This is a genomic window from Janthinobacterium sp. GW821-FHT03C08, from assembly GCF_059420905.1.
Genome location: NZ_JBWKUP010000001.1, coordinates 450278 through 468517, shown reverse-complemented (window position 1 = coordinate 468517; position 18240 = coordinate 450278). Strand labels below are relative to the sequence as shown.

Below are 18240 nucleotides of genomic sequence, written 5' to 3'. Positions count from 1 at the left end.
TCAACCGGTGCGCGCCACTTTCTTTGCATTCGAGAGGCACCATGAAATCATCCGCAAGCCTGTATCAGAAATTCCGCGCCGCGCTGCTGTTTGCGCTGGTATTGTGCAGCTTCCATGCTGCGGCGGCGCCTGCCGGCAGTGCCATCGGCACGGCGCCGCAGGGCACCCTCGTCATCATCGGCGGCGGCCTGCGGGCCGACAATGCCGAAGTCTGGCAGCGCATCGTCAAGTTGTCTGGCGGGCCAGGCGCGCGCATCGCCGTGCTGGCCTCGGCCGCGATGAACCCGGAAAAATCGGGTGAAAGCATCATCAAGAAACTCAACCAATATGGTGCGGACGCCTTTTTCGTGCCGCTGGCCGTCAAGCTGGCCAATCGCGATTACCGCAAGGCGGCCGAAGACCCGGCCATCGTGACGCAGATCAAGTCGGCCACCGGCATCTATTTTGCCGGCGGCGACCAGGGGCGCATCACGCAAGCCTTGCTGCGTCCGGACGGCAGCCGTACGGCTGCGCTGGAGGCCATCTGGTCGGTCTACCGCAACGGCGGCGTGATCGCCGGTTCCAGCGCCGGTGCCGCCATCATGAGCACCACCATGTTCTATGACGCCAAGCCCGTGCTCGACATGCTGAAAATGGGCGTGACGGACGGGCGCGAAATCGCACCGGGCCTGGGTTTCATCGGCAGCGACGTCTTCGTCGACCAGCATTTGCTGGTGCGTGGCCGTTTCGCCCGCATGATTCCCGTGATGCTGAAAAAAGGCTATCACCTGGGCCTGGGCATCGACGAAAACAGCGCCATGGTGGTCGATGCCATGCGCGACGTGGAAGTCATCGGCTACAGCGGGGCCTTGCTGATCGACCTGTCGGGCGCCATCAGCGACCGCGGCGTGAAGAATTTCAATATCAGCAATGCCGCCATCAGCTACCTGGACCGGGGCGACAAATTCAACCTCGTCACGCGCGTCTTCACGCCATCGCCGGACAAGGCCGACAACAAGCTCGATCCGAACCAGCCCGACATGCGCGAACCCGTTTTCACCAATGATATCCTCGGCAACAACGCCGTGCTCGACCTGATGGGCAACCTGATCGACAATGCCCAGCAGGAAGCCATCGGCATCGCCTTCGGCAACCCGCGCGACCCGTATCCGGACCTGGGCTTCGAGTTCAGGTTCAGCAAGACGGTCAACAGCGTCGGTTACAGCTCCACCGAGGCGGAAGCGTATTCGGTGCTGAAGCTGCGCCTCGACATCCGTCCAATCCAGCTGCGCCAGCCGCTGTACCGCTACAAATAGCCGGCGCCGGCACGCCGCCAGCGGGGCCACGCCGCGATCGTCAAGGCCCGGAGCAGCCATTCGACGGGGCCATACGCATGCCTGCGCAGCCACCAGCGGCTCAATGGCAGCTGCAGGCCGAAGAGGATGGCGGCCAGCGCCAGGGCGCCCGGCGGCGACACGCTGCCCATCAGCCGCGCGCCATAGGCGAGGAACAGCCAGGCGCAGATGGCCGACTGCAGCAGGTAGTTCGACAGGGCCATGCGGCCCGTGTCGGCCAGCAGCGCAAACAGCATGCCGTCGCGCAGGCGCTCGAAAGCGGCCAAGGCCAATGCCAGGTAGGCACCCGCCAGCAGCGGCGCCGTCGCCAGGCCCACGGCCAGTCCGGCCACCTGCCATGCCTGGCTGCCGGCATACACGGACGTCCACGCATAGCAGGCGGCACCCGGCAATCCCACCAGCGCGCCGGCCCATAGCAGTCGCCGGCGCAGAGGCAGATAGTCGGCCGCATGCAGCAGCATTTCGCGCTTGCCGGCAGCCAGGCCGCACAGGAACATGGCCAGTGCGCACGGTGCCTGCACCAGCAGCAGGACGATCCAGATTTCACTCAGTTCGCGCAGGTGCTGCGTCACCACGCTGGCGGGCGTGCCACGGTAGGCCGCCAGCGCGCTTGCCGCTTTCTGCGCCATGAGCACGGCGTTGTCTGCGGTGTCGCTCGGCGGCTGCAGACCTTGCAGCCAGGCCATCGCTGCCCAGAATGCCGCGCAGGCGCTGACGAGGACAAAGGCCAGGGTGAGGGCGGGCCGTTCGCCGCAGTGGTGCAGGGCCAGCAGCACGATGCCCAGCACGGCGTATGTAGTCAGTATGTCACCATGAAACAGGATGATGGCGTGCAGGGCGCCGATCAGCCACAGGCCCGCCTGGCGGCGCAGCATGCGCGGCACGAACGGCGCGCCGGCGCGCGTGGCCGCCTGCATCTGCAAGGTGAAGCTGTAGCCGAACAGGAAGGAAAACAGCAGATAGAACTTGGTCTCGAACAGCAGCGCGACGAGGAAGTGCGTGGCGCGGTCCACGCTGCCGTGAAAGGCCGGGTCGGTCAATCCCAGGCCGAACCAGGGCGTGGCGAAAGCGCCGATATTGACGACCAAAATGCCGAACAGGGCGCAGCCGCGCAGGGCGTCGACATCGCCGATGCGGGCCGGCGGGTCTGGCATCGCGGCCGTCATGACAGGGTGGGCCGCAGGAAGCGCACCAGCAACTGGTGCAGGCTGGCGCGCTGCGCCAGCGGTGCGTAATGGGGATCGACGGCGACCCGGTTGAAGATGCCGTCGATCAGCGCCGCGAGCCAGTTGGCCGTTTGCGCGGGGTCGAGCGCGGCGTCGACCTGGCCTTGCGCGACCGCGCTTTCGAGCAGCGACTGCACGCCCGCGCGCAGCAGGGCGTCGTTGCGCGCCACCCTGGCGGCGATGTCCGCGTCGCGCGTCGCTTCGGCGGCAATGTCCAGCGCCAGTCCCGCAAAGTCTCCGTCTGCCGCCAGTGCCAGCACCAGATCCATGAAGTCGAGCAGGGCGGCATAGGCATCGGCGTTGCCTTGCACGCCGGCGAAATACGCGGCCGTCTCCCGGCCTTCCTGGTCGACGATGGCGGCGATGATGGCTTGCTTGGTGGGGAAGTAGTGAAACAGGTTGCCGGGACTCATGCCTGCCTGTGCGCAGATGGCAGCAGTGCTGGTCTGGTGAAAGCCCTTGCGGGCGAAGCAGTGGCGTGCCGCCGCCAGGATGGCGTCGCGGCGCGCGGCGTGCTTGTCGGGATCGATGGTGCGCATGATGGGTGGCCTGCCTTTTAATTGATCGACTAATCAGTCTAATTTAATGCAAGCTTGCTGCGAGGTCAAGCGTGCTCGCGGCAAATCGCCGCTTTGCATGCCCGCTTCAGGTCGCTACAATGTGCCGCAGCGGTTTTTCGCAGGCCCGCCGGCAGGGCCGCCGATTGTTTGGAGAACCGTTCCCTTCACCTGTTTTTCTACCGTTTTAGGAATGACATGCAGCAGACCCCGATTCGATCCTTCCTCTGCGCGCTGGCGCTGGCCGCCGGCATCGCCCCCTTCGCGCAGGCGGCCAGCGGGCAGCAGCCAGCGACCATGCGCCTCGATTACCAGCACAGCGGCAATGCGCTGGGCGAGCATTACGCAGTCGAGCGCGTGCTGGTCGAGCCGCTGCCATGGCCGGGCAGCATGGCGCGCACCATCGATGACAGCAACCGCGGCAACAACCTGCTGGAAGTGGTAGACATCAAGTCGGGCAAGGTGCTGTACTCGCGCGGCTTTTCCACCATCTTTGGCGAGTGGGCCAGCACCGACGAAGCGAAAACCACCACGCGCGCGTTCCAGGAATCCGTGCGCTTCCCGCAGCCCGAGCACCCCGTGCGCGTGCGCATCCTCAAGCGCGACGAGCGTGGCCTGTTTTCCATCGTGTGGAGCACCGATGTCGATCCGGCCGCGCAGGACGTGATCCGCAAGCAGCCGCCGGCACCCGTCAAGCCCATTCCCATCCGCGTCAGCGGTCCGTCACCCGACAAGGTCGACCTGCTGATCCTGGGCGATGGCTATACGGCGGCCGAGATGGGCAAGTTCGAAGCGACGGCGCGCAAGCTGGCTGACCATCTGTTCACGGTGTCGCCGTTCCGCGAGCGGGCCAATGATTTCAACGTGTGGGCCATGGCCGCGCCGACGCAGGAATCGGGCGTGTCGCGTCCATCGACGGGCGTGCATCACGCCTCGCCGCTGGGCACGCGCTACGATATCTTCGGCAGCGAGCGCTATGTGCTGACGACGGACAACCGCGCCCTGCGCGACCTGGCGCAGTACGCGCCGTACGAATTCATCGAAATCCTCGTCAACAACGACACCTATGGCGGTGGCGGCATCTTCGGCCAGTTCAGCACGGCGGCGGCCAACAACGACTGGGCCAACTACCTGTTCGTGCATGAATTCGGCCACCATTTCGCCGGCCTGGCCGACGAGTACTACACCTCGCCCGTGGCTTACCAGTCCAATGGCGAGCGCCAGGAGCCGTGGGAGCCGAATGCCACGGCGCTGCGCGACCCGGCCAGGCTGAAATGGAAAAGCCACGTGAAGGCCGGCACGCCGCTGCCGACGCCGTGGCCGAAGGAAGCGTATGACAGCCATGCGCGCGAATATCAGCAGCAGCGCGCCGCCCTGCGCGCGGCGAACCGCCCGGAAAGCGAAATGAGCGCCCTGTTCAAGGCCGACCTGGCGTACACGCAGCAGCTGTTTTCCAAGGCGCCGCAGCGCCATGCGGTGGGGGCCTTCGAGGGCGCGAACTATGAATCGTCCGGCTACTACCGGCCCGAGATGCAATGCATCATGTTCGACCGCAGCGAGACCTTCTGTTCCGTGTGCCAGGACGGCATCAGCACCATCATCGACCTGTATTCGCGCCCCGCGCAATCACGCTGAGATACATCAATAGTAGCAATCAAGTAATGAATGGGGTGCCATGTTGCGTTGCAATAGCATGCTCCCCATTTCACTTTTCCCCGCCACATTTCCCCTCTGCAAGACCTTTCCTCTGCGTATTTTCCTGCTAATACCAATTCCAGCTCCGGAAGTCACTTTCATTCTCGCCAGTTGCAAATAGTTATCAGATAAATACCGCGATTCGATTGCTTACAATTTGTTTCATTTAAATAATATTGCGGTAGAATTTGATGTACATCAATGTTGCATCGCCGCAATCGCACTTATAGTTGACCTCGCTCAAGGCATTCAGCACGCGGATAAGACTCTTCATAAATCGCGCATCTAAATGCTGTAGAGTATTTTCGCCCCTTACCAGTCCACTTTCCCTGGCCTGGCATTGGCCTCGAATTTTCAGTGACGGAAGCCAGATTCATGAAGATGCAGATCCCCGCGCCTGACGCATGCAGCACCCTCCATCCCCATACTCCCATCGTGCTGCCGCATGCGCGCGCCGGCGGCGTGACCCTGGCCACCTGCACCGCTTCCGTGTGCGCCGGCGCGGTGCAGTGCGTGAACGCCGCCACGCCGTGGCCCGCCTTGCGTCCGCATAAAGCATGACGCCCCCCTTGCAGGGCAAGCGGGGGCTGGTGGTGGGCATCGCCAACGGGCAAAGCATCGCCTGGGGCTGCGCCAGCGCCTTGCGCGCGGCCGGCGCCGAGCTGGCCGTCACCTGGCTCAATGACAAGGCGCGCCCGCACGTGGCGCCGCTGGCGCAGCAAGTGCAGGCGGCCATCATGGCGCCGCTCGACGTCTCCGTGCCGGGCCAGCTGGAAGCCGTGTTTGCGCAGATCGAACAGCAGTGGGGCACGCTCGATTTTGTCGTCCATTCGATCGCCTACGCGCCGAAGCAGGATTTGCATGGCAGGGTGACGGACAGTTCCGCTGACGGCTTCGCGCAGGCGATGGATATCTCGTGCCATTCCTTCATGCGCATGGCGAAGCTGGCCGAACCGCTGATGCCGCACGGCGGCAGCCTGATGACCATGAGCTATCTGGGCGCCGAGGAAGTCATCGCCGACTATGGCCTGATGGGGCCCGTGAAGGCGGCGCTGGAAGCGTCCGTGCGCTACCTGGCCGCCGAACTGGGACCTGCCGGCATCCGCGTCAACGCCATTTCGCCAGGGCCACTGGAGACGCGGGCCGCATCCGGCATCGCCCATTTCGACCGCCTGATGGCCGACGCCATCGAACGCTCGCCCCTGCGGCGCCTGGCCACCATCGAGGACGTGGGCGCGCTGTGCGCCTTCCTTGCCGGCGACGGCGCGCGCGCCATCACGGGAGGCACCCTGTATGTCGATGGCGGCTACAACATTCTGAACTGACTGGAAGATGATGACCATGGCTGTTCCCGTTCTATCCCCACGCGCCACGCTGGCAGCATTGACTGCCAGCGTGCTGCTGGCCGGCTGCGCCTCGATGGCGCCGCCGTATGCACCGCCGCCGCTGCCCGTGGCGGCGCAGTATCCGGAAAATGATCCTGCCGGCGCGCAGGCTGCCGATATCGCCTGGCAAAGCTACTTCGCCGATGCGCGCCTGCAGGCCATGATCACGCAGGCGCTGGCCAGCAACCGCGACATCCGCATCGCCGCCCTGCGCGTGGAAGAAGCGCGCGCCGCGTACGGCATCCAGCGCGCGGAGCAATTCCCCACCGTGGCGCTGGGCGCGGAAGGCAGCCGCACGCGCGTGCCCGGCGACTTGAGCCTGACGGGCCGTCCCATGACGAGCGCGCAGTATCAGGTGGGCTTGAACGTGAGCGCCTGGGAGCTCGATTTCTGGGGCCGCGTGCGCAGCCTGAAGGACAGCGCGCTGCAAACCCTGCTGGCCAGCGACGAGGCGCGCCGCGCCGTCGGCGTGGCCCTGGTGGCGCAGGTGGCCAATGGCTACCTGGGCTTGCGCGAGCTCGATGAACGGGTAGCGCTGGCGCGCGCCACGGTGGACAGCCGCGCCGAATCGCTGCGCATCTTCACGCGCCGCTTCGAGGTGGGAGCGATTTCCAAGCTGGACCTGACGCAGGTGGAAACCCTGCTCAGCCAGGCCCTGTCCCTGTCGGCCCAGCTGGAGCAGGCGCGTGCCGTGCAGGCGCATGCACTGGCGCAACTGGTGGGCGGTCCCGTCGACCTGACGCCGGTGGCTGGTGAGGTGCGCCGTTTCGACGACGCCAGCGTGCTGCAGCCGCTGCATGCGGGCTTGCCCTCGGCGCTACTCACGCAGCGTCCCGACCTGGTGGCGGCCGAGCACCAGTTGCGCGCCGCGCAGGCGAATATTGGTGCCGCGCGCGCCGCCTTCTTCCCGACGATTTCCCTGACGGCCGCCTATGGCACGGCCAGCGCGGAATTGAGCGGCTTGTTCGATTCGGGCAGCGGCGCGTGGAATTTCGCGCCGCGCCTGGTGCTGCCGATCTTTGACGCGGGCCGCATCCGCGCCAACATGGACCTGGCCGAGGTGCGCCGCGACGTGGCCGTGGCCAATTACGAAAAAAGCGTGCAGGGCGCCTTCCGTGAAGTGGCCGATGCGCTGTCGAACCGGCGCTGGCTGGCGCTGCAGGTCGACATCGGCAAGACGACGCTGGCCGCGCAAAGCGAACGCGCGCGCCTGGCCAAACTGCGCTATGACAATGGCGCCGCGCCCTACCTGGAAGTGCTGGACGCACAGCGCGACTTGCTGACGGTGGAACAGCAGCTGGTGCAGACGCGCCGCGCGCTGCTCTCCAGCCAGGTCAGCCTGTACGCCGCCCTCGGCGGCGCCCCTGCAGCCACCACCTTCACCAATTAATAGCGATCGCCGACACCATGAATCCACAACTGAAGAAAAAAATCATTCCCGCCGCGCTGGTCGTGGCCGTCCTCGTGCTGGGCTATGTGGCCTGGCAAAAAATGCGTCCTGCTGGCCCCGGTGAAGGTTTCGTCAGCGGCAATGGCCGTATCGAAGCGACCGAGATCGACGTCGCCACCAAGCTCGCGGGCAGGGTCCAGGAAATCCTCGTGCGCGAGGGCGACTTCGTCAAGGCGGGCCAGCCGCTCGCCACCATGCAGGTGGACTCGCTGACGGCCCAGCGCGACGAAGCGCGCGCGCGCCAGCAGCAGGCGCTGGACACGGTGGTGGGCGCGCAGGCGCAGGTGGCCGTGCGCGAAAGCGACAAGGCGGCCGCGCTGGCCATGGTGGCGCAGCGCGAAAGCGAACTCGATGCGGCCAAGCGCCGCCTGGCCCGTTCCGAAACGCTGTCGAAGGAGGGTGCTTCGTCGGTGCAGGAACTTGACGATGACCGCGCCCGCGTGCGCAGCGTGGCGGCGGCCCTGAACGCGGCCAAGGCACAGGTGACGGCGGCGCAGGCAGCCATCGACGCGGCCAAGGCGCAGGTGGTGGGCTCGCGTTCGGCCGTCGCCGCTGCCGAGGCGACCACGGCGCGCATCGATTCCGACCTGGCCGATGGCCAGCTGAAGGCGCCGCGCGACGGCCGCGTGCAATATCTGGTGGCGCAGCAGGGCGAAGTGCTGGCCGGCGGCGGCAAGGTGCTCAACCTGGTCGACCTGTCGGACGTCTACATGACCTTCTTCCTGCCCGAGACGGCAGCCGGCAAGGTGGCGCTGGGCGGCGAAGTGCGCATCATCCTCGATGCGGCGCCCAATTACGTGATTCCGGCGACGATTTCGTTTGTCGCCGCCAGCGCGCAGTTCACGCCGAAGACGGTGGAAACGGCCAGCGAACGGCAGAAACTGATGTTCCGCGTGAAGGCGCAGATCAGCCGCGAGCTGCTGCAAAAGCACCTGGCCCTGGTGAAAGTGGGCTTGCCAGGCGTGGCCTGGGTACGCCTCGATGCCAAGCAGGCCTGGCCCGCTGAATTGACGGCGAAGGTTCCGCAGTGAGTGCAGCAGCCACTTCCTTTGTTGTCAGTATCAAGGGCGTCAGCCAGCATTACGGCAAGACGGTGGCGCTCGACGCCATCGACCTGGACGTGCCGGCCGGCTGCATGGTGGGCCTGATCGGCCCCGATGGCGTGGGTAAATCGAGCCTGCTGTCGCTGGTGGCCGGCGCGCGCGCCGTGCAGCAGGGCACGGTCATGGCGCTCGGTGGCGACATGCAGAATGCGCGCCACCGCGACGACGTCTGCCCGCGCATCGCCTACATGCCGCAAGGCCTGGGCAAGAATCTGTATCCGACCCTGTCGGTCGAGGAAAACCTGCAGTTTTTCGCGCGCCTGTTCGGCCACGACGCGGCCGAGCGCCGCCGCCGCATCGACCAGCTGACCCTGAGCACGGGCTTGCACCCCTTCCTGGCGCGCCCGGCGGGCAAGCTGTCGGGCGGCATGAAGCAGAAACTGGGCCTGTGCTGCGCCCTGATCCACGATCCCGACCTGCTGATCCTCGATGAGCCGACCACTGGCGTCGATCCGCTGGCGCGCGCCCAGTTCTGGGACCTGATCGCCGGCATCCGCGTGCAGCGCCCGCAAATGAGCGTGATGGTCGCCACCGCCTACATGGACGAGGCGCAGCGCTTCGATTGGTTGGTCGCCATGGACGACGGCAAGGTGCTCGACACGGGCACGCCGGCCGAACTGCTGGCGCGCACGGACAGCAGCAACCTGGAAGCGGCCTTCATCAAGCTGCTGCCCGAAGCCAAGCGCGCGGGCCACCAGCCCGTCGTCATCACGCCGCTGGACGCGGCCAGCGCGCAGGACGTCGCCATCGAGGCAAAAGACCTGACCATGCGCTTCGGCGATTTCACGGCCGTCGACCATGTGAATTTCCGTATCGGCCGCGGCGAGATCTTCGGCTTTCTGGGGTCGAACGGCTGCGGCAAGTCGACCACCATGAAGATGCTCACGGGCCTGCTGCCGGCCACGGAAGGCAAGGCCTGGCTGTTCGGCAAGGAAGTCGATTCCAACGACATCGACACGCGCCGCAGGGTCGGCTACATGTCGCAGGCGTTTTCCCTGTACAGCGAACTGACGGTGCGCCAGAACCTGGTGCTGCACGCGCGCCTGTTCCACGTGCCCGAGGCGGAAATTTCTGCCCGCGTCGACGAAATGGCGCAGCGATTCGACCTGCGCGACGTAATGGATGACTTGCCCGACAGCCTGCCGCTGGGCATCCGCCAGCGCCTGTCCCTGGCCGTGGCCATGGTGCACAAGCCGGAAATGCTGATTCTCGACGAGCCGACGTCCGGCGTCGACCCCATCGCGCGCGACAATTTCTGGCGCCTGATGATCGAGCTGGCGCGGCGCGACCACGTCACCATTTTCATTTCCACCCACTTCATGAACGAGGCCGAGCGCTGCGACCGCATCTCGCTGATGCATGCGGGGAAAGTGCTGGTCAGCGATGCACCGGCTGAGCTGGTGCGCAAGAAGGGCGCGCCATCGCTGGAAGCGGCCTTCATCGCCTACCTGGAAGAGGCGGGCGGCGGCACGGCGCCCGAGGCGCAGGCTGCCCAGGCCACTCCCGTCGCCGCTCCTGCCATCGCCACCGGGCACCGGCGCAGCCGCTTCAGCCTGGGCCGCATGCTCAGCTACATGTGGCGCGAAACCCTGGAGCTGCGGCGCGACCCCGTGCGCCTGACCCTGGCGCTGGGCGGCTCCGTGCTGCTGCTGTTCGTCATCGGCTTCGGCATCAGCCTGGACGTCGAAGACTTGACGTACGCGGTGCTCGACCACGACCAGACGACCCTGAGCCAGAATTACGCGAATAACCTGGCCGGCTCGCGCTACTTCATCGAAAAGCCGCCCCTGCGCGACTATGCCGATATCGACAAGCGCATGCGCAGCGGCGAACTGTCGCTGGCCATCGAGATCCCGCCCGGCTTCGCGCGCGACGTGCAGCGCGGCGCGCCGGCCCAGGTGGGTGCGTGGATCGACGGCGCCATGCCGATGCGCGCCGAAACCGTGCAGGGCTACGTGCAGGGCATGCACCAGCTGTGGCTGGCCGACCAGGCCCTGCACCGCTACGGCATCACGATGAGCAACCCCGTCGCCATCGAGACGCGCTACCGCTACAACCCGGACGTGAAAAGCCTGCCGGCCATGGTGCCGGCCGTGATTCCCTTGCTGCTGCTGATGCTGCCGGCCATGCTGGCGGCGCTGTCCGTGGTGCGCGAGAAGGAACTGGGTTCCATCATCAACCTGTACGTGACGCCCGTGACGCGCCTGGAATTCTTGCTCGGCAAGCAGGTGCCGTACGTCGTGCTGGCCATGTTCAATTTCGTCCTCATGGCGCTGCTGGCCGTCACCGCCTTCGGCGTGCCGATCAAGGGCAGCCTGCCGACCCTGATCGGCGCCACCTTCATCTTCAATATCTGCGCCACCGGCATCGGCCTGTTCGCCTCGACGTTTACGCGCAGCCAGATCGCCGCCCTGTTCGTGACCATGATCGGCACCATGATCCCGGCCATCCAGTTTTCCGGCCTGCTCAATCCCGTCTCGTCGATGGAAGGCGTGGGCAAGGCCATCGGCCTGATGTACCCCGCCACGCACATGCTCAATATCAGCCGCGGCGTGTTCAACAAGGCGCTGGGCTTCGGCGACCTGCACGCCTCGTTCTGGCCCCTGCTCGTCGCCATTCCCGTGATCCTCGGCGTGACGGTGGCGCTGCTGAAGAAACAGGAGAGCTGATTTGCGACACCTTGAAAACATTTACCGCCTGGGCGTGAAGGAAATCTGGAGCCTGATCCGCGACCCGATGATGCTGATCCTGATCCTCTACACGTTCACGTTGGCCATCTACGTGGCCGCCACAGCCAAGCCGGAAACCCTGCACATGGCCTCGATCGCCATCGTCGACGAGGATGGCTCGCCCCTGTCCGGGCGCATCGCCTCGGCCTTCTTCCCGCCGCAGTTCACGCCGCCGGCCATGATCAACCAGAGCCAGGTCGACGCGGGCCTCGATGCGGGCCAGTACACCTTCGTGCTGACGATTCCGCCCAAGCTGCAGGCCGACGTGCTGGGCGGGCGCCAGGCGGAGCTGCAGCTGAACGTGGACGCCACGCGCATGAGCCAAGCCTTCAGCGGCAGCGGCTACATCCAGCAGATCGTCGCCGGGGAGATCTCCGAATTCGCCAAGCGTTACCGGGGCGTGACCGTGTCGCCCGTGGAACTGGTGATGCGCGCGCGCTTCAATCCCTCCCTGAGCCAGGCCTGGTTTGGCTCGCTGATGGAAATCATCAACCAGGTGACGATGCTGTCGATCATCCTGACGGGGGCGGCCCTGATCCGCGAGCGCGAGCACGGCACCATCGAGCATCTGCTGGTGATGCCCGTGACGCCGGCCGAAATCATGCTGGGCAAGGTCTGGTCGATGGGCCTGGTGGTGCTGCTGGCCGCCGCCCTGTCGCTGAACCTGGTGGTGCGCGGCATGCTGCACGTGCCGATCGAGGGCTCCATCGCGCTGTTCCTGTGCGGCGCGGCGCTGCACCTGTTTGCCACCACCTCGATGGGTATTTTCCTCGCCACCGTGGCGCGCAGCATGCCGCAATTCGGCATGCTGCTGATCCTCGTGCTGCTGCCGCTGCAGATGCTGTCGGGCGGCAGCACGCCGCGCGAAAGCATGCCGCAGTTGGTGCAGAACATCATGCTGATCGCGCCGACTACGCATTTCGTCGAATTGAGCCAGGCGATTCTCTACCGCGGCGCCGGCATCGACGTGGTGTGGAAGCCCTTCCTGACCCTGCTGGCCATCGGCACGGCCCTGTTCACGTTTGCCCTTGCCCGTTTTCGCAAGACCATCAGCCAGATGGCGTAGACCCCGCGCCGGAATGGTCCGGCGCTTGTTCGCATGAAAAGGATAGCCATGAAAACCGAAGCTGCACCATTTTTCTCCACCGGCGGCCTGCCGCCGCTGGGCATGCTGGGCGACTATGCGCGCGACTCCTGGCAGCGCATCGTGCTGTATGCGGACGTGATGCGCCGCCGTGGCAACCAGTACCAGGAGCACCTGGCCGAGGAAGTGCCGAACGTGCTCGATTTTCCCGCCGAACTGGTGATGTCGGGCCTGGACCTGGCGCGCCCCGTCAACTACGGCCTGGCGCGCATCCTGACGCCCGATGCGCCGGAACCCGATCCGACGAAACGGCCCTTCGTCGTCGTCGATCCGCGCGCCGGCCACGGCCCCGGCATCGGCGGCTTCAAGGCGGAAAGCGAGATCGGCGTGGCCCTGCGCGCGGGCCACCCTTGCTATTTCATCGGCTTCTTGCCCGACCCCGTGCCGGGACAAACGGTGGAAGACGTCATGCACGCGGAAGCGCAGTTCCTGGAAAAGGTCATCGCCCTGCATCCGCACAGCGAAGGCAAGCCTGTCGTCATCGGCAATTGCCAGGCGGGCTGGCAAATCCTCATGACGGCGGCCATGCGCCCCGACCTGTTCGGGCCCATCATCGTCGCCGGCGCGCCCGTGTCGTACTGGGCCGGCTGGCATGGCCGCAATCCGATGCGCTATGCGGGCGGCCTGATGGGCGGCAGCTGGGCCACGGCGCTGGCGGGCGACCTGGGCAACGGCCGTTTCGACGGCGCCAGCCTGGTACAGAATTTCGAGAACCTGAACCCGGCCAACACCCTGTGGACCAAGCAGTACAACCTGTACGCGAACATCGACACGGAAGCGCCGCGCTACCTGGAATTTGAAAAATACTGGGGCGGCCACGTCTTCCTGAACGACGTCGAGATGCAGTACATCGTTGACAATCTGTTCATCGGCAACCGCCTGGCCACGGCCGAACTGATTACCTCTGACGGCGTGCGTCTGGACTTGCGTAATATCCGTTCGCCCATCGTCGTATTCTGCTCGAACGGCGACAACATCACGCCGCCGCCGCAGGCGCTGGGCTGGATCACGGACCTGTACCGTGACGACAACGACGTGCTGATGCACGACCAGACCATCGTGTATGCCGTGCATGACAGCATCGGCCACCTGGGTATTTTTGTTTCAGCCAAGGTGGGGCGCAAGGAACACCAGAAATTCGCCAGCAATATCGACCTGATCAACCTGCTGCCGGCCGGCATCTACCAGGCGCTGATCGTCGACAAGACGCCCGACACGCCGAACGCCGATCTGGCCAGCGGCGACTATGTGCTGCAAGTGGAGCGCCGCGGCATCGAGGACGTGCGCGCCATCGTGCAGCCTAGCGTGGAAAACGACCGCAAGTTCGCCGCCGCCGCGCGCGTCTCCGAAGTGAACCTGGCCCTGTACCGCACCTTCGCGCAGCCGTGGGTGCGCGCCATGGTGACGCCGCAAACGGCGCGTTTCCTGCAGCTTTCGCATCCGCTGCGCGTGTCGTACGAGCGCTGGACCGACCATAATCCGCTGGCCAGGTTGGTGGCGAAAGAAGCGGAAAAAGTGCGCGCGCAGCGCCAGCCGGTAGCACCCGACAATCCGCTGCTGGCCATGCAGGAGGCGGTTTCCGGTGCCATCACGGCAGGCCTGAACAGCTGGCGCGACTGGCGCGACAGCGTGCAGGAAGCGACCTTCGACATGGTGTACGGCTCGCCGCTGGTGCAGGCGCTGACGGGACAAAGCCCGAACGATGCCAATCCGCCGCGTCCGCACCCCGGCATCTCGCCCGAGCATTGCGAATACGTGCGCTGCGAAACGCGCAAGATGGAAGAGGACATGCAGCGGGGCGGCCTGGTGGAAGCGGCCGTGCGCGCGCTGTTCTACATCTACCGCTTCCGCATGATCGCCGACGAGCGCCGGGTCAACCTGGCGCTCAAACTGATCAAGCCTCAGTACCGGCAGGATGTCAGCATGGAGGAATTCCGCCACATCGTGCGCCAGCAGGCGCGCCTCATGATGCATGATTTCGACGCTGCCGTTGCCGCCTTGCCGGCCTTGCTGTCGCGTGCCGATCCGGAATCCATCCGCGCGCTGGCCGAATGGTTGCAGCAGGTGCTGCTGGTGCCCGACGCGCCGACGCCGGACGAGGAAGCGAGCCTGCAGCAGATGCTTGACGTCTTCGACCGTGCCGCCAAGGCGCAAGCGAGGGCGCAGCCACCTGCCGTGGCAGAATCGGAACCGGTATCTGTCGCCGCCACGCAGCCAAAAGCCAAATCCGCCAAGAACATTACCCCAGCCTAGAAGGCCAAGATGACCACCACCCAAGACGATGATTTGAATATCGTGCGCAACCGCACCTTCGAGCAGATCGCCATCGGCGATACCGCCAGCATCACGCGTACCCTGAGCATGGACGATATCGCCCTGTTCGCGGTGATGTCGGGCGACGACAATCCCCAGCATCTGGACGCGGAATTTGCCGCCTCCAGCCGCTACCAAGGCGTGATCGCGCACGGCATGTGGGGCGCCGCCCTCATTTCCGCCGTGCTGGGCACGCGCCTGCCCGGCGCCGGCACCGTGTACACGGGCCAGACCCTGCGCTTCCTGCAGCCCGTGCGCGTGGGAGATACGCTGGCCATCAGCGTCACCGTCACGGCGCTGGAGCCGCGCAACCGCCACGTGACCCTGGCCTGCCGCTGCATCAACCAGCATGGCTCCGTGGTGCTCGATGGCGAAGCGCAGGTGATTGCGCCCGCCGAGCAGATCGAGCGCCAGCGCGCCACCCTGCCCGAAGTGCGCCTGCATAACGGCGACGGCACGCGTCGTCTGCTGGAACACGCGCGCACCCTGGGCCCCATCAAGGTGGCCGTGGTCCATCCCTGCGATGAACTGAGTCTGTCCGGCGCGCTCGACGCGTATGCGGCCGGCCTGATCACGCCCGTGCTGGTGGCGCCGCGCGCGCGCCTGGAAGCCGTGGCCCTGGAAGCGGGCCTGAGCCTGGCCGGCATCGCCATCGAGGACGTCGAGCATAGCCATGCAGCGGCCGCGCGCGGCGCCGAACTGGCGGGCAAGGGCGAAGTCGAGGCGCTGATGAAGGGCAGCCTGCACACGGATGAACTGATGTCGGCCGTGCTGTCGGCCAGCGCCGGCCTGCGCACCAAGCGCCGCATCAGCCACTGCTTCCTGATGCAGACGCCTGCGTATCCGCGCCCGTTCATCATCACGGATGCCGCCATTAACATCGCGCCCAACCTGGCCATGAAGGCTGACATCGTGCGCAACGCCATCGACCTGGCGCACGTGATCGGCGTGGCCTGCCCGCGCGTGGCCATCTTGGCCGCAGTGGAAACGGTGAATGCGAACATGCCGGCGACCCTGGACGCGGCCGCGCTGTGCAAGATGGCCGACCGGGGCCAGATCACAGGGGCCATCCTCGACGGCCCGCTGGCCTTCGATAACGCCGTCTCGATCGCCGCCGCCACCGTCAAGGGCATCGTCTCGGAAGTGGCGGGCCGCGCCGATATCCTGCTGGTCCCCGACCTGGAAAGCGGCAACATGCTGGCCAAGCAGCTCGAATACATGGGCGACGCGGACAGCGCCGGCATCGTGCTGGGCGCGAAGATCCCCGTCATCCTCACCAGCCGCGCCGATTCGCGCGCAAGCCGCATCGCCTCGTGCGCCATCGCCGTGATGCTGGCCAACCATTACCGGAGCACGCCGCCATGAACGCCGCAGCCCAACACGCCGATGGCACCCTGATCCTGGTACTCAATTGCGGCTCGTCGAGCATCAAGTTCGCTCTGTTCGAACAGGCGGGCGGCGTGCTGCCGCAGCAGGCCGAATGGAGCGGCAAGGTCGAAGGCATCGGCCGCGAAAGCGCCAGCTACCGCGCCGGTGGCCAGCCTGCCGAGGCCCTGCAGCTGGACGCCGAACAGCCGCACCATGCGGCCCTGGCGCACATCCGCGAAAAAGTCGTGGAACGCCTGGCAGGCCGTCCGCTGCGCGCCGTGGCGCACCGCGTGGTGCATGGCGGCAGCAAGTATTTCGCTCCCGTGCGCATCGATTTCGCCGTGCTGGCTGACCTGAAAAGCTATGTGCCGCTGGCGCCTCTGCACCAGCCGTTCGCGCTGGAGGCGATCGAGGTGCTGCTCGAATCGCGGCCCGACATCGCCCAGGTGGCCTGCTTCGACACGGCCTTCCACCACACGGTGCCGCAGGTCGAGCAGATGCTGGCGCTGCCGTACGATGCGTGGGAGCGGGGCTTGCGCCGCTACGGTTTCCACGGCCTGTCGTACGAATACCAGTCGCTGGTGCTGGAGCAGCGTTTTGGTGCGCTTGCTCGCGGCAAGGTCATCGTCGCCCACCTGGGCAGCGGCGCCAGCCTGTGCGCCATGGAGAACCTGCACAGCGTGGCCACCACCATGGGCTTTTCCGCGCTCGATGGTCTGATGATGGGCACGCGCTGCGGCTCGCTCGATCCGGGCGCCGTCATCTACCTGATGGAAATCGAAAAGCTGTCGCTGGAAAAAGTGGCGCATGTGCTGTACCACGAGTCGGGCTTGCTGGGCGTGTCGGGCGTGTCGGCCGACCCGCCCATCCTGCTGGCGCAGCAGGACCGCCAGGATGCCACGGGGGAGCGCATCCGCGCCGCGCTGGCGTTATATATCCGCCGCATCGTGCGCGAGATCGGCGCCCTGACGGCCGTGCTGGGCGGGCTGGACATGCTCGTGTTTACGGCCGGTATCGGCGAGCACAGCGCCGAATTGCGCCAGCGCATCTGCGCCGAGCTCGGTTTCATCGGCCCCGTGCTCGATGCCGATGCCAATGCGCGCAACGCCAGCCGTATTTCCACCGATGCCAGCCGCATCGTGGTGGGCGTGGAGCCGGCCAACGAGGAGTGGGTGGCCGCCCGCCATGCGGCGCTGGCCGTGGGTGCCTGATGGCCTGACCCGCCGTCGCGTGCTCAAGGGGAAATTTGCCGAATTGCATATATTTCTCCTTGAGTGCGCTAACGCACTGTGTGGTTTGCGTCTTATCTTTACTATGAAGTCATGCCATCGAGCTGCTGACAACCGCAGCGCGGTGCCTGGCAAATTTGGAACATTTTGCCCGCCTTTAGTAAAAATAAATCGAATCCATATTGAAAGGTCACATCATGAACAAATTACTCGCCGCCCTGATCGCCACCCTGTTTGCTACCGCCGCCTTCGCTCAAACCGCACCGGCTACCGAAGCGGTCGTGAAAGCCCAGGCTTCCGCGCAAAAAGACGTCAACAAGGCTGCCAACAAGGAAGCCAAGGTCGATGCCAAGGCGGATGCCAATGTCGCCAAGGCGGAAATGAAGGCTGACGAAAAGAAAGCCGACGCCCAGCACAAGGCAAACAAAACCAAGGCCAAGGCCCACGACAAAGTGGCTGAAGCCGATCCGGAAGACAAGATGAAAGCGGAAGCCAAGGCGGATAAAACCGATGCCAAGGCCGATGCGAAAGCACACAAGGCTGCCGTGAAAGCGAACGCCAAGGTTGCCAAGGAAAAAGTGGAAGCGAACGCCGACAAGGCCATCGCCGCCACCAAGACGGAAGAAGCCAAGGCCAAGGCCGACGCTGAAGTCAAGGCTGCCGCCGCCAAGTAATTCCGGCCTGCGGGTTTCCTCGTAGAAAAAAAG

Annotated in this window: 14 protein-coding genes; 12 read left to right on the top strand and 2 right to left on the bottom strand. The window is 65.5% G+C overall.

Annotated features, from left to right (window positions below; genetic code table 11):
• Positions 1–41: 41 nt before the first annotated feature.
• Positions 42–1295 carry a cyanophycinase gene (locus AC07VL_RS02135; protein WP_494804395.1) on the top strand — a complete coding sequence of 418 codons (1254 nt, stop codon included), beginning with the start codon at positions 42–44 and terminating at the stop codon, positions 1293–1295.
• On the opposite strand, the gene AC07VL_RS02130 is transcribed toward AC07VL_RS02135, so the two are convergent.
• Positions 1286–2488, bottom strand: coding sequence for a DUF418 domain-containing protein (locus tag AC07VL_RS02130; RefSeq protein ID WP_494804394.1), 1203 nt, complete (start codon positions 2486–2488; stop codon positions 1286–1288). The genes AC07VL_RS02135 and AC07VL_RS02130 overlap by 10 nt on opposite strands.
• A gap of 8 nt (positions 2489–2496) precedes the next feature.
• Complete coding sequence (locus AC07VL_RS02125) at positions 2497–3099, bottom strand: TetR/AcrR family transcriptional regulator (RefSeq protein ID WP_494804393.1); 603 nt, start codon at positions 3097–3099, stop codon at positions 2497–2499.
• Positions 3100–3315: 216 nt separating this feature from the next.
• Between AC07VL_RS02125 and AC07VL_RS02120 the strand changes: the two genes are divergently transcribed.
• The 11 genes from AC07VL_RS02120 (at position 3316) to AC07VL_RS02070 (ending at position 18207) form a co-directional block, all read left to right on the top strand.
• Positions 3316–4752: an IgA Peptidase M64 gene (locus tag AC07VL_RS02120; protein ID WP_494804392.1), complete on the top strand. Its 1437-nt coding sequence runs from the start codon at positions 3316–3318 to the stop codon at positions 4750–4752.
• Between the two features lie 435 nt (positions 4753–5187).
• Positions 5188–5373 (top strand): hypothetical protein, encoded by a 186-nt coding sequence (locus AC07VL_RS02115; protein WP_494804391.1) that lies wholly within the window; start codon positions 5188–5190, stop codon positions 5371–5373.
• Complete coding sequence (gene fabI / locus AC07VL_RS02110; RefSeq protein ID WP_494804390.1) at positions 5370–6137, top strand: enoyl-ACP reductase FabI; 768 nt, start codon at positions 5370–5372, stop codon at positions 6135–6137. Before AC07VL_RS02115 ends, fabI begins: the two co-directional genes overlap by 4 nt.
• Before the next feature lie 10 nt (positions 6138–6147).
• A complete protein-coding gene (locus tag AC07VL_RS02105) occupies positions 6148–7587 on the top strand; it encodes an efflux transporter outer membrane subunit (protein WP_494804455.1) in 1440 nt (479 codons plus the stop codon).
• Positions 7588–7604: 17 nt separating this feature from the next.
• A complete protein-coding gene (locus tag AC07VL_RS02100; protein WP_290603097.1) occupies positions 7605–8678 on the top strand; it encodes an HlyD family secretion protein in 1074 nt (357 codons plus the stop codon).
• Entirely contained in the window at positions 8675–11419 is a 2745-nt protein-coding gene (gene rbbA / locus AC07VL_RS02095; protein WP_494804389.1) for a ribosome-associated ATPase/putative transporter RbbA, read from the top strand. The genes AC07VL_RS02100 and rbbA overlap by 4 nt, the downstream gene beginning before the upstream one ends.
• 1 nt (position 11420) lies before the next feature.
• Positions 11421–12545 (top strand): ABC transporter permease, encoded by a 1125-nt coding sequence (locus AC07VL_RS02090; protein ID WP_494804388.1) that lies wholly within the window; start codon positions 11421–11423, stop codon positions 12543–12545.
• Between the two features lie 102 nt (positions 12546–12647).
• Entirely contained in the window at positions 12648–14876 is a 2229-nt protein-coding gene (locus AC07VL_RS02085) for a DUF3141 domain-containing protein (RefSeq protein ID WP_494804454.1), read from the top strand.
• A 9-nt stretch (positions 14877–14885) separates the two neighbouring features.
• Positions 14886–16301 carry a bifunctional enoyl-CoA hydratase/phosphate acetyltransferase gene (locus AC07VL_RS02080; RefSeq protein ID WP_494804387.1) on the top strand — a complete coding sequence of 472 codons (1416 nt, stop codon included), beginning with the start codon at positions 14886–14888 and terminating at the stop codon, positions 16299–16301.
• Positions 16298–17515: an acetate/propionate family kinase gene (locus tag AC07VL_RS02075; protein ID WP_494804386.1), complete on the top strand. Its 1218-nt coding sequence runs from the start codon at positions 16298–16300 to the stop codon at positions 17513–17515. The genes AC07VL_RS02080 and AC07VL_RS02075 overlap by 4 nt, the downstream gene beginning before the upstream one ends.
• Positions 17516–17730: 215 nt before the next feature.
• Positions 17731–18207 carry a hypothetical protein gene (locus tag AC07VL_RS02070; protein WP_494804385.1) on the top strand — a complete coding sequence of 159 codons (477 nt, stop codon included), beginning with the start codon at positions 17731–17733 and terminating at the stop codon, positions 18205–18207.
• Positions 18208–18240: the final 33 nt, after the last annotated feature.

Excerpts from the sequence above, each read along its gene's own strand:
- AC07VL_RS02135 (WP_494804395.1), top strand. The coding sequence starts at position 42 with ATGAAATCATCCGCAAGCCTGTATCAGAAATTCCGCGCCGCGCTGCTG.
- AC07VL_RS02130 (WP_494804394.1), bottom strand. The coding sequence starts at position 2,488 with ATGCCAGACCCGCCGGCCCGCATCGGCGATGTCGACGCCCTGCGCGGC.
- AC07VL_RS02125 (WP_494804393.1), bottom strand. The coding sequence starts at position 3,099 with ATGCGCACCATCGATCCCGACAAGCACGCCGCGCGCCGCGACGCCATC.
- AC07VL_RS02120 (WP_494804392.1), top strand. The coding sequence starts at position 3,316 with ATGCAGCAGACCCCGATTCGATCCTTCCTCTGCGCGCTGGCGCTGGCC.
- AC07VL_RS02115 (WP_494804391.1), top strand. The coding sequence starts at position 5,188 with ATGAAGATGCAGATCCCCGCGCCTGACGCATGCAGCACCCTCCATCCC.
- fabI (WP_494804390.1), top strand. The coding sequence starts at position 5,370 with ATGACGCCCCCCTTGCAGGGCAAGCGGGGGCTGGTGGTGGGCATCGCC.
- AC07VL_RS02105 (WP_494804455.1), top strand. The coding sequence starts at position 6,148 with ATGACCATGGCTGTTCCCGTTCTATCCCCACGCGCCACGCTGGCAGCA.
- AC07VL_RS02100 (WP_290603097.1), top strand. The coding sequence starts at position 7,605 with ATGAATCCACAACTGAAGAAAAAAATCATTCCCGCCGCGCTGGTCGTG.
- AC07VL_RS02085 (WP_494804454.1), top strand. The coding sequence starts at position 12,648 with ATGCTGGGCGACTATGCGCGCGACTCCTGGCAGCGCATCGTGCTGTAT.
- AC07VL_RS02080 (WP_494804387.1), top strand. The coding sequence starts at position 14,886 with ATGACCACCACCCAAGACGATGATTTGAATATCGTGCGCAACCGCACC.
- AC07VL_RS02075 (WP_494804386.1), top strand. The coding sequence starts at position 16,298 with ATGAACGCCGCAGCCCAACACGCCGATGGCACCCTGATCCTGGTACTC.
- AC07VL_RS02070 (WP_494804385.1), top strand. The coding sequence starts at position 17,731 with ATGAACAAATTACTCGCCGCCCTGATCGCCACCCTGTTTGCTACCGCC.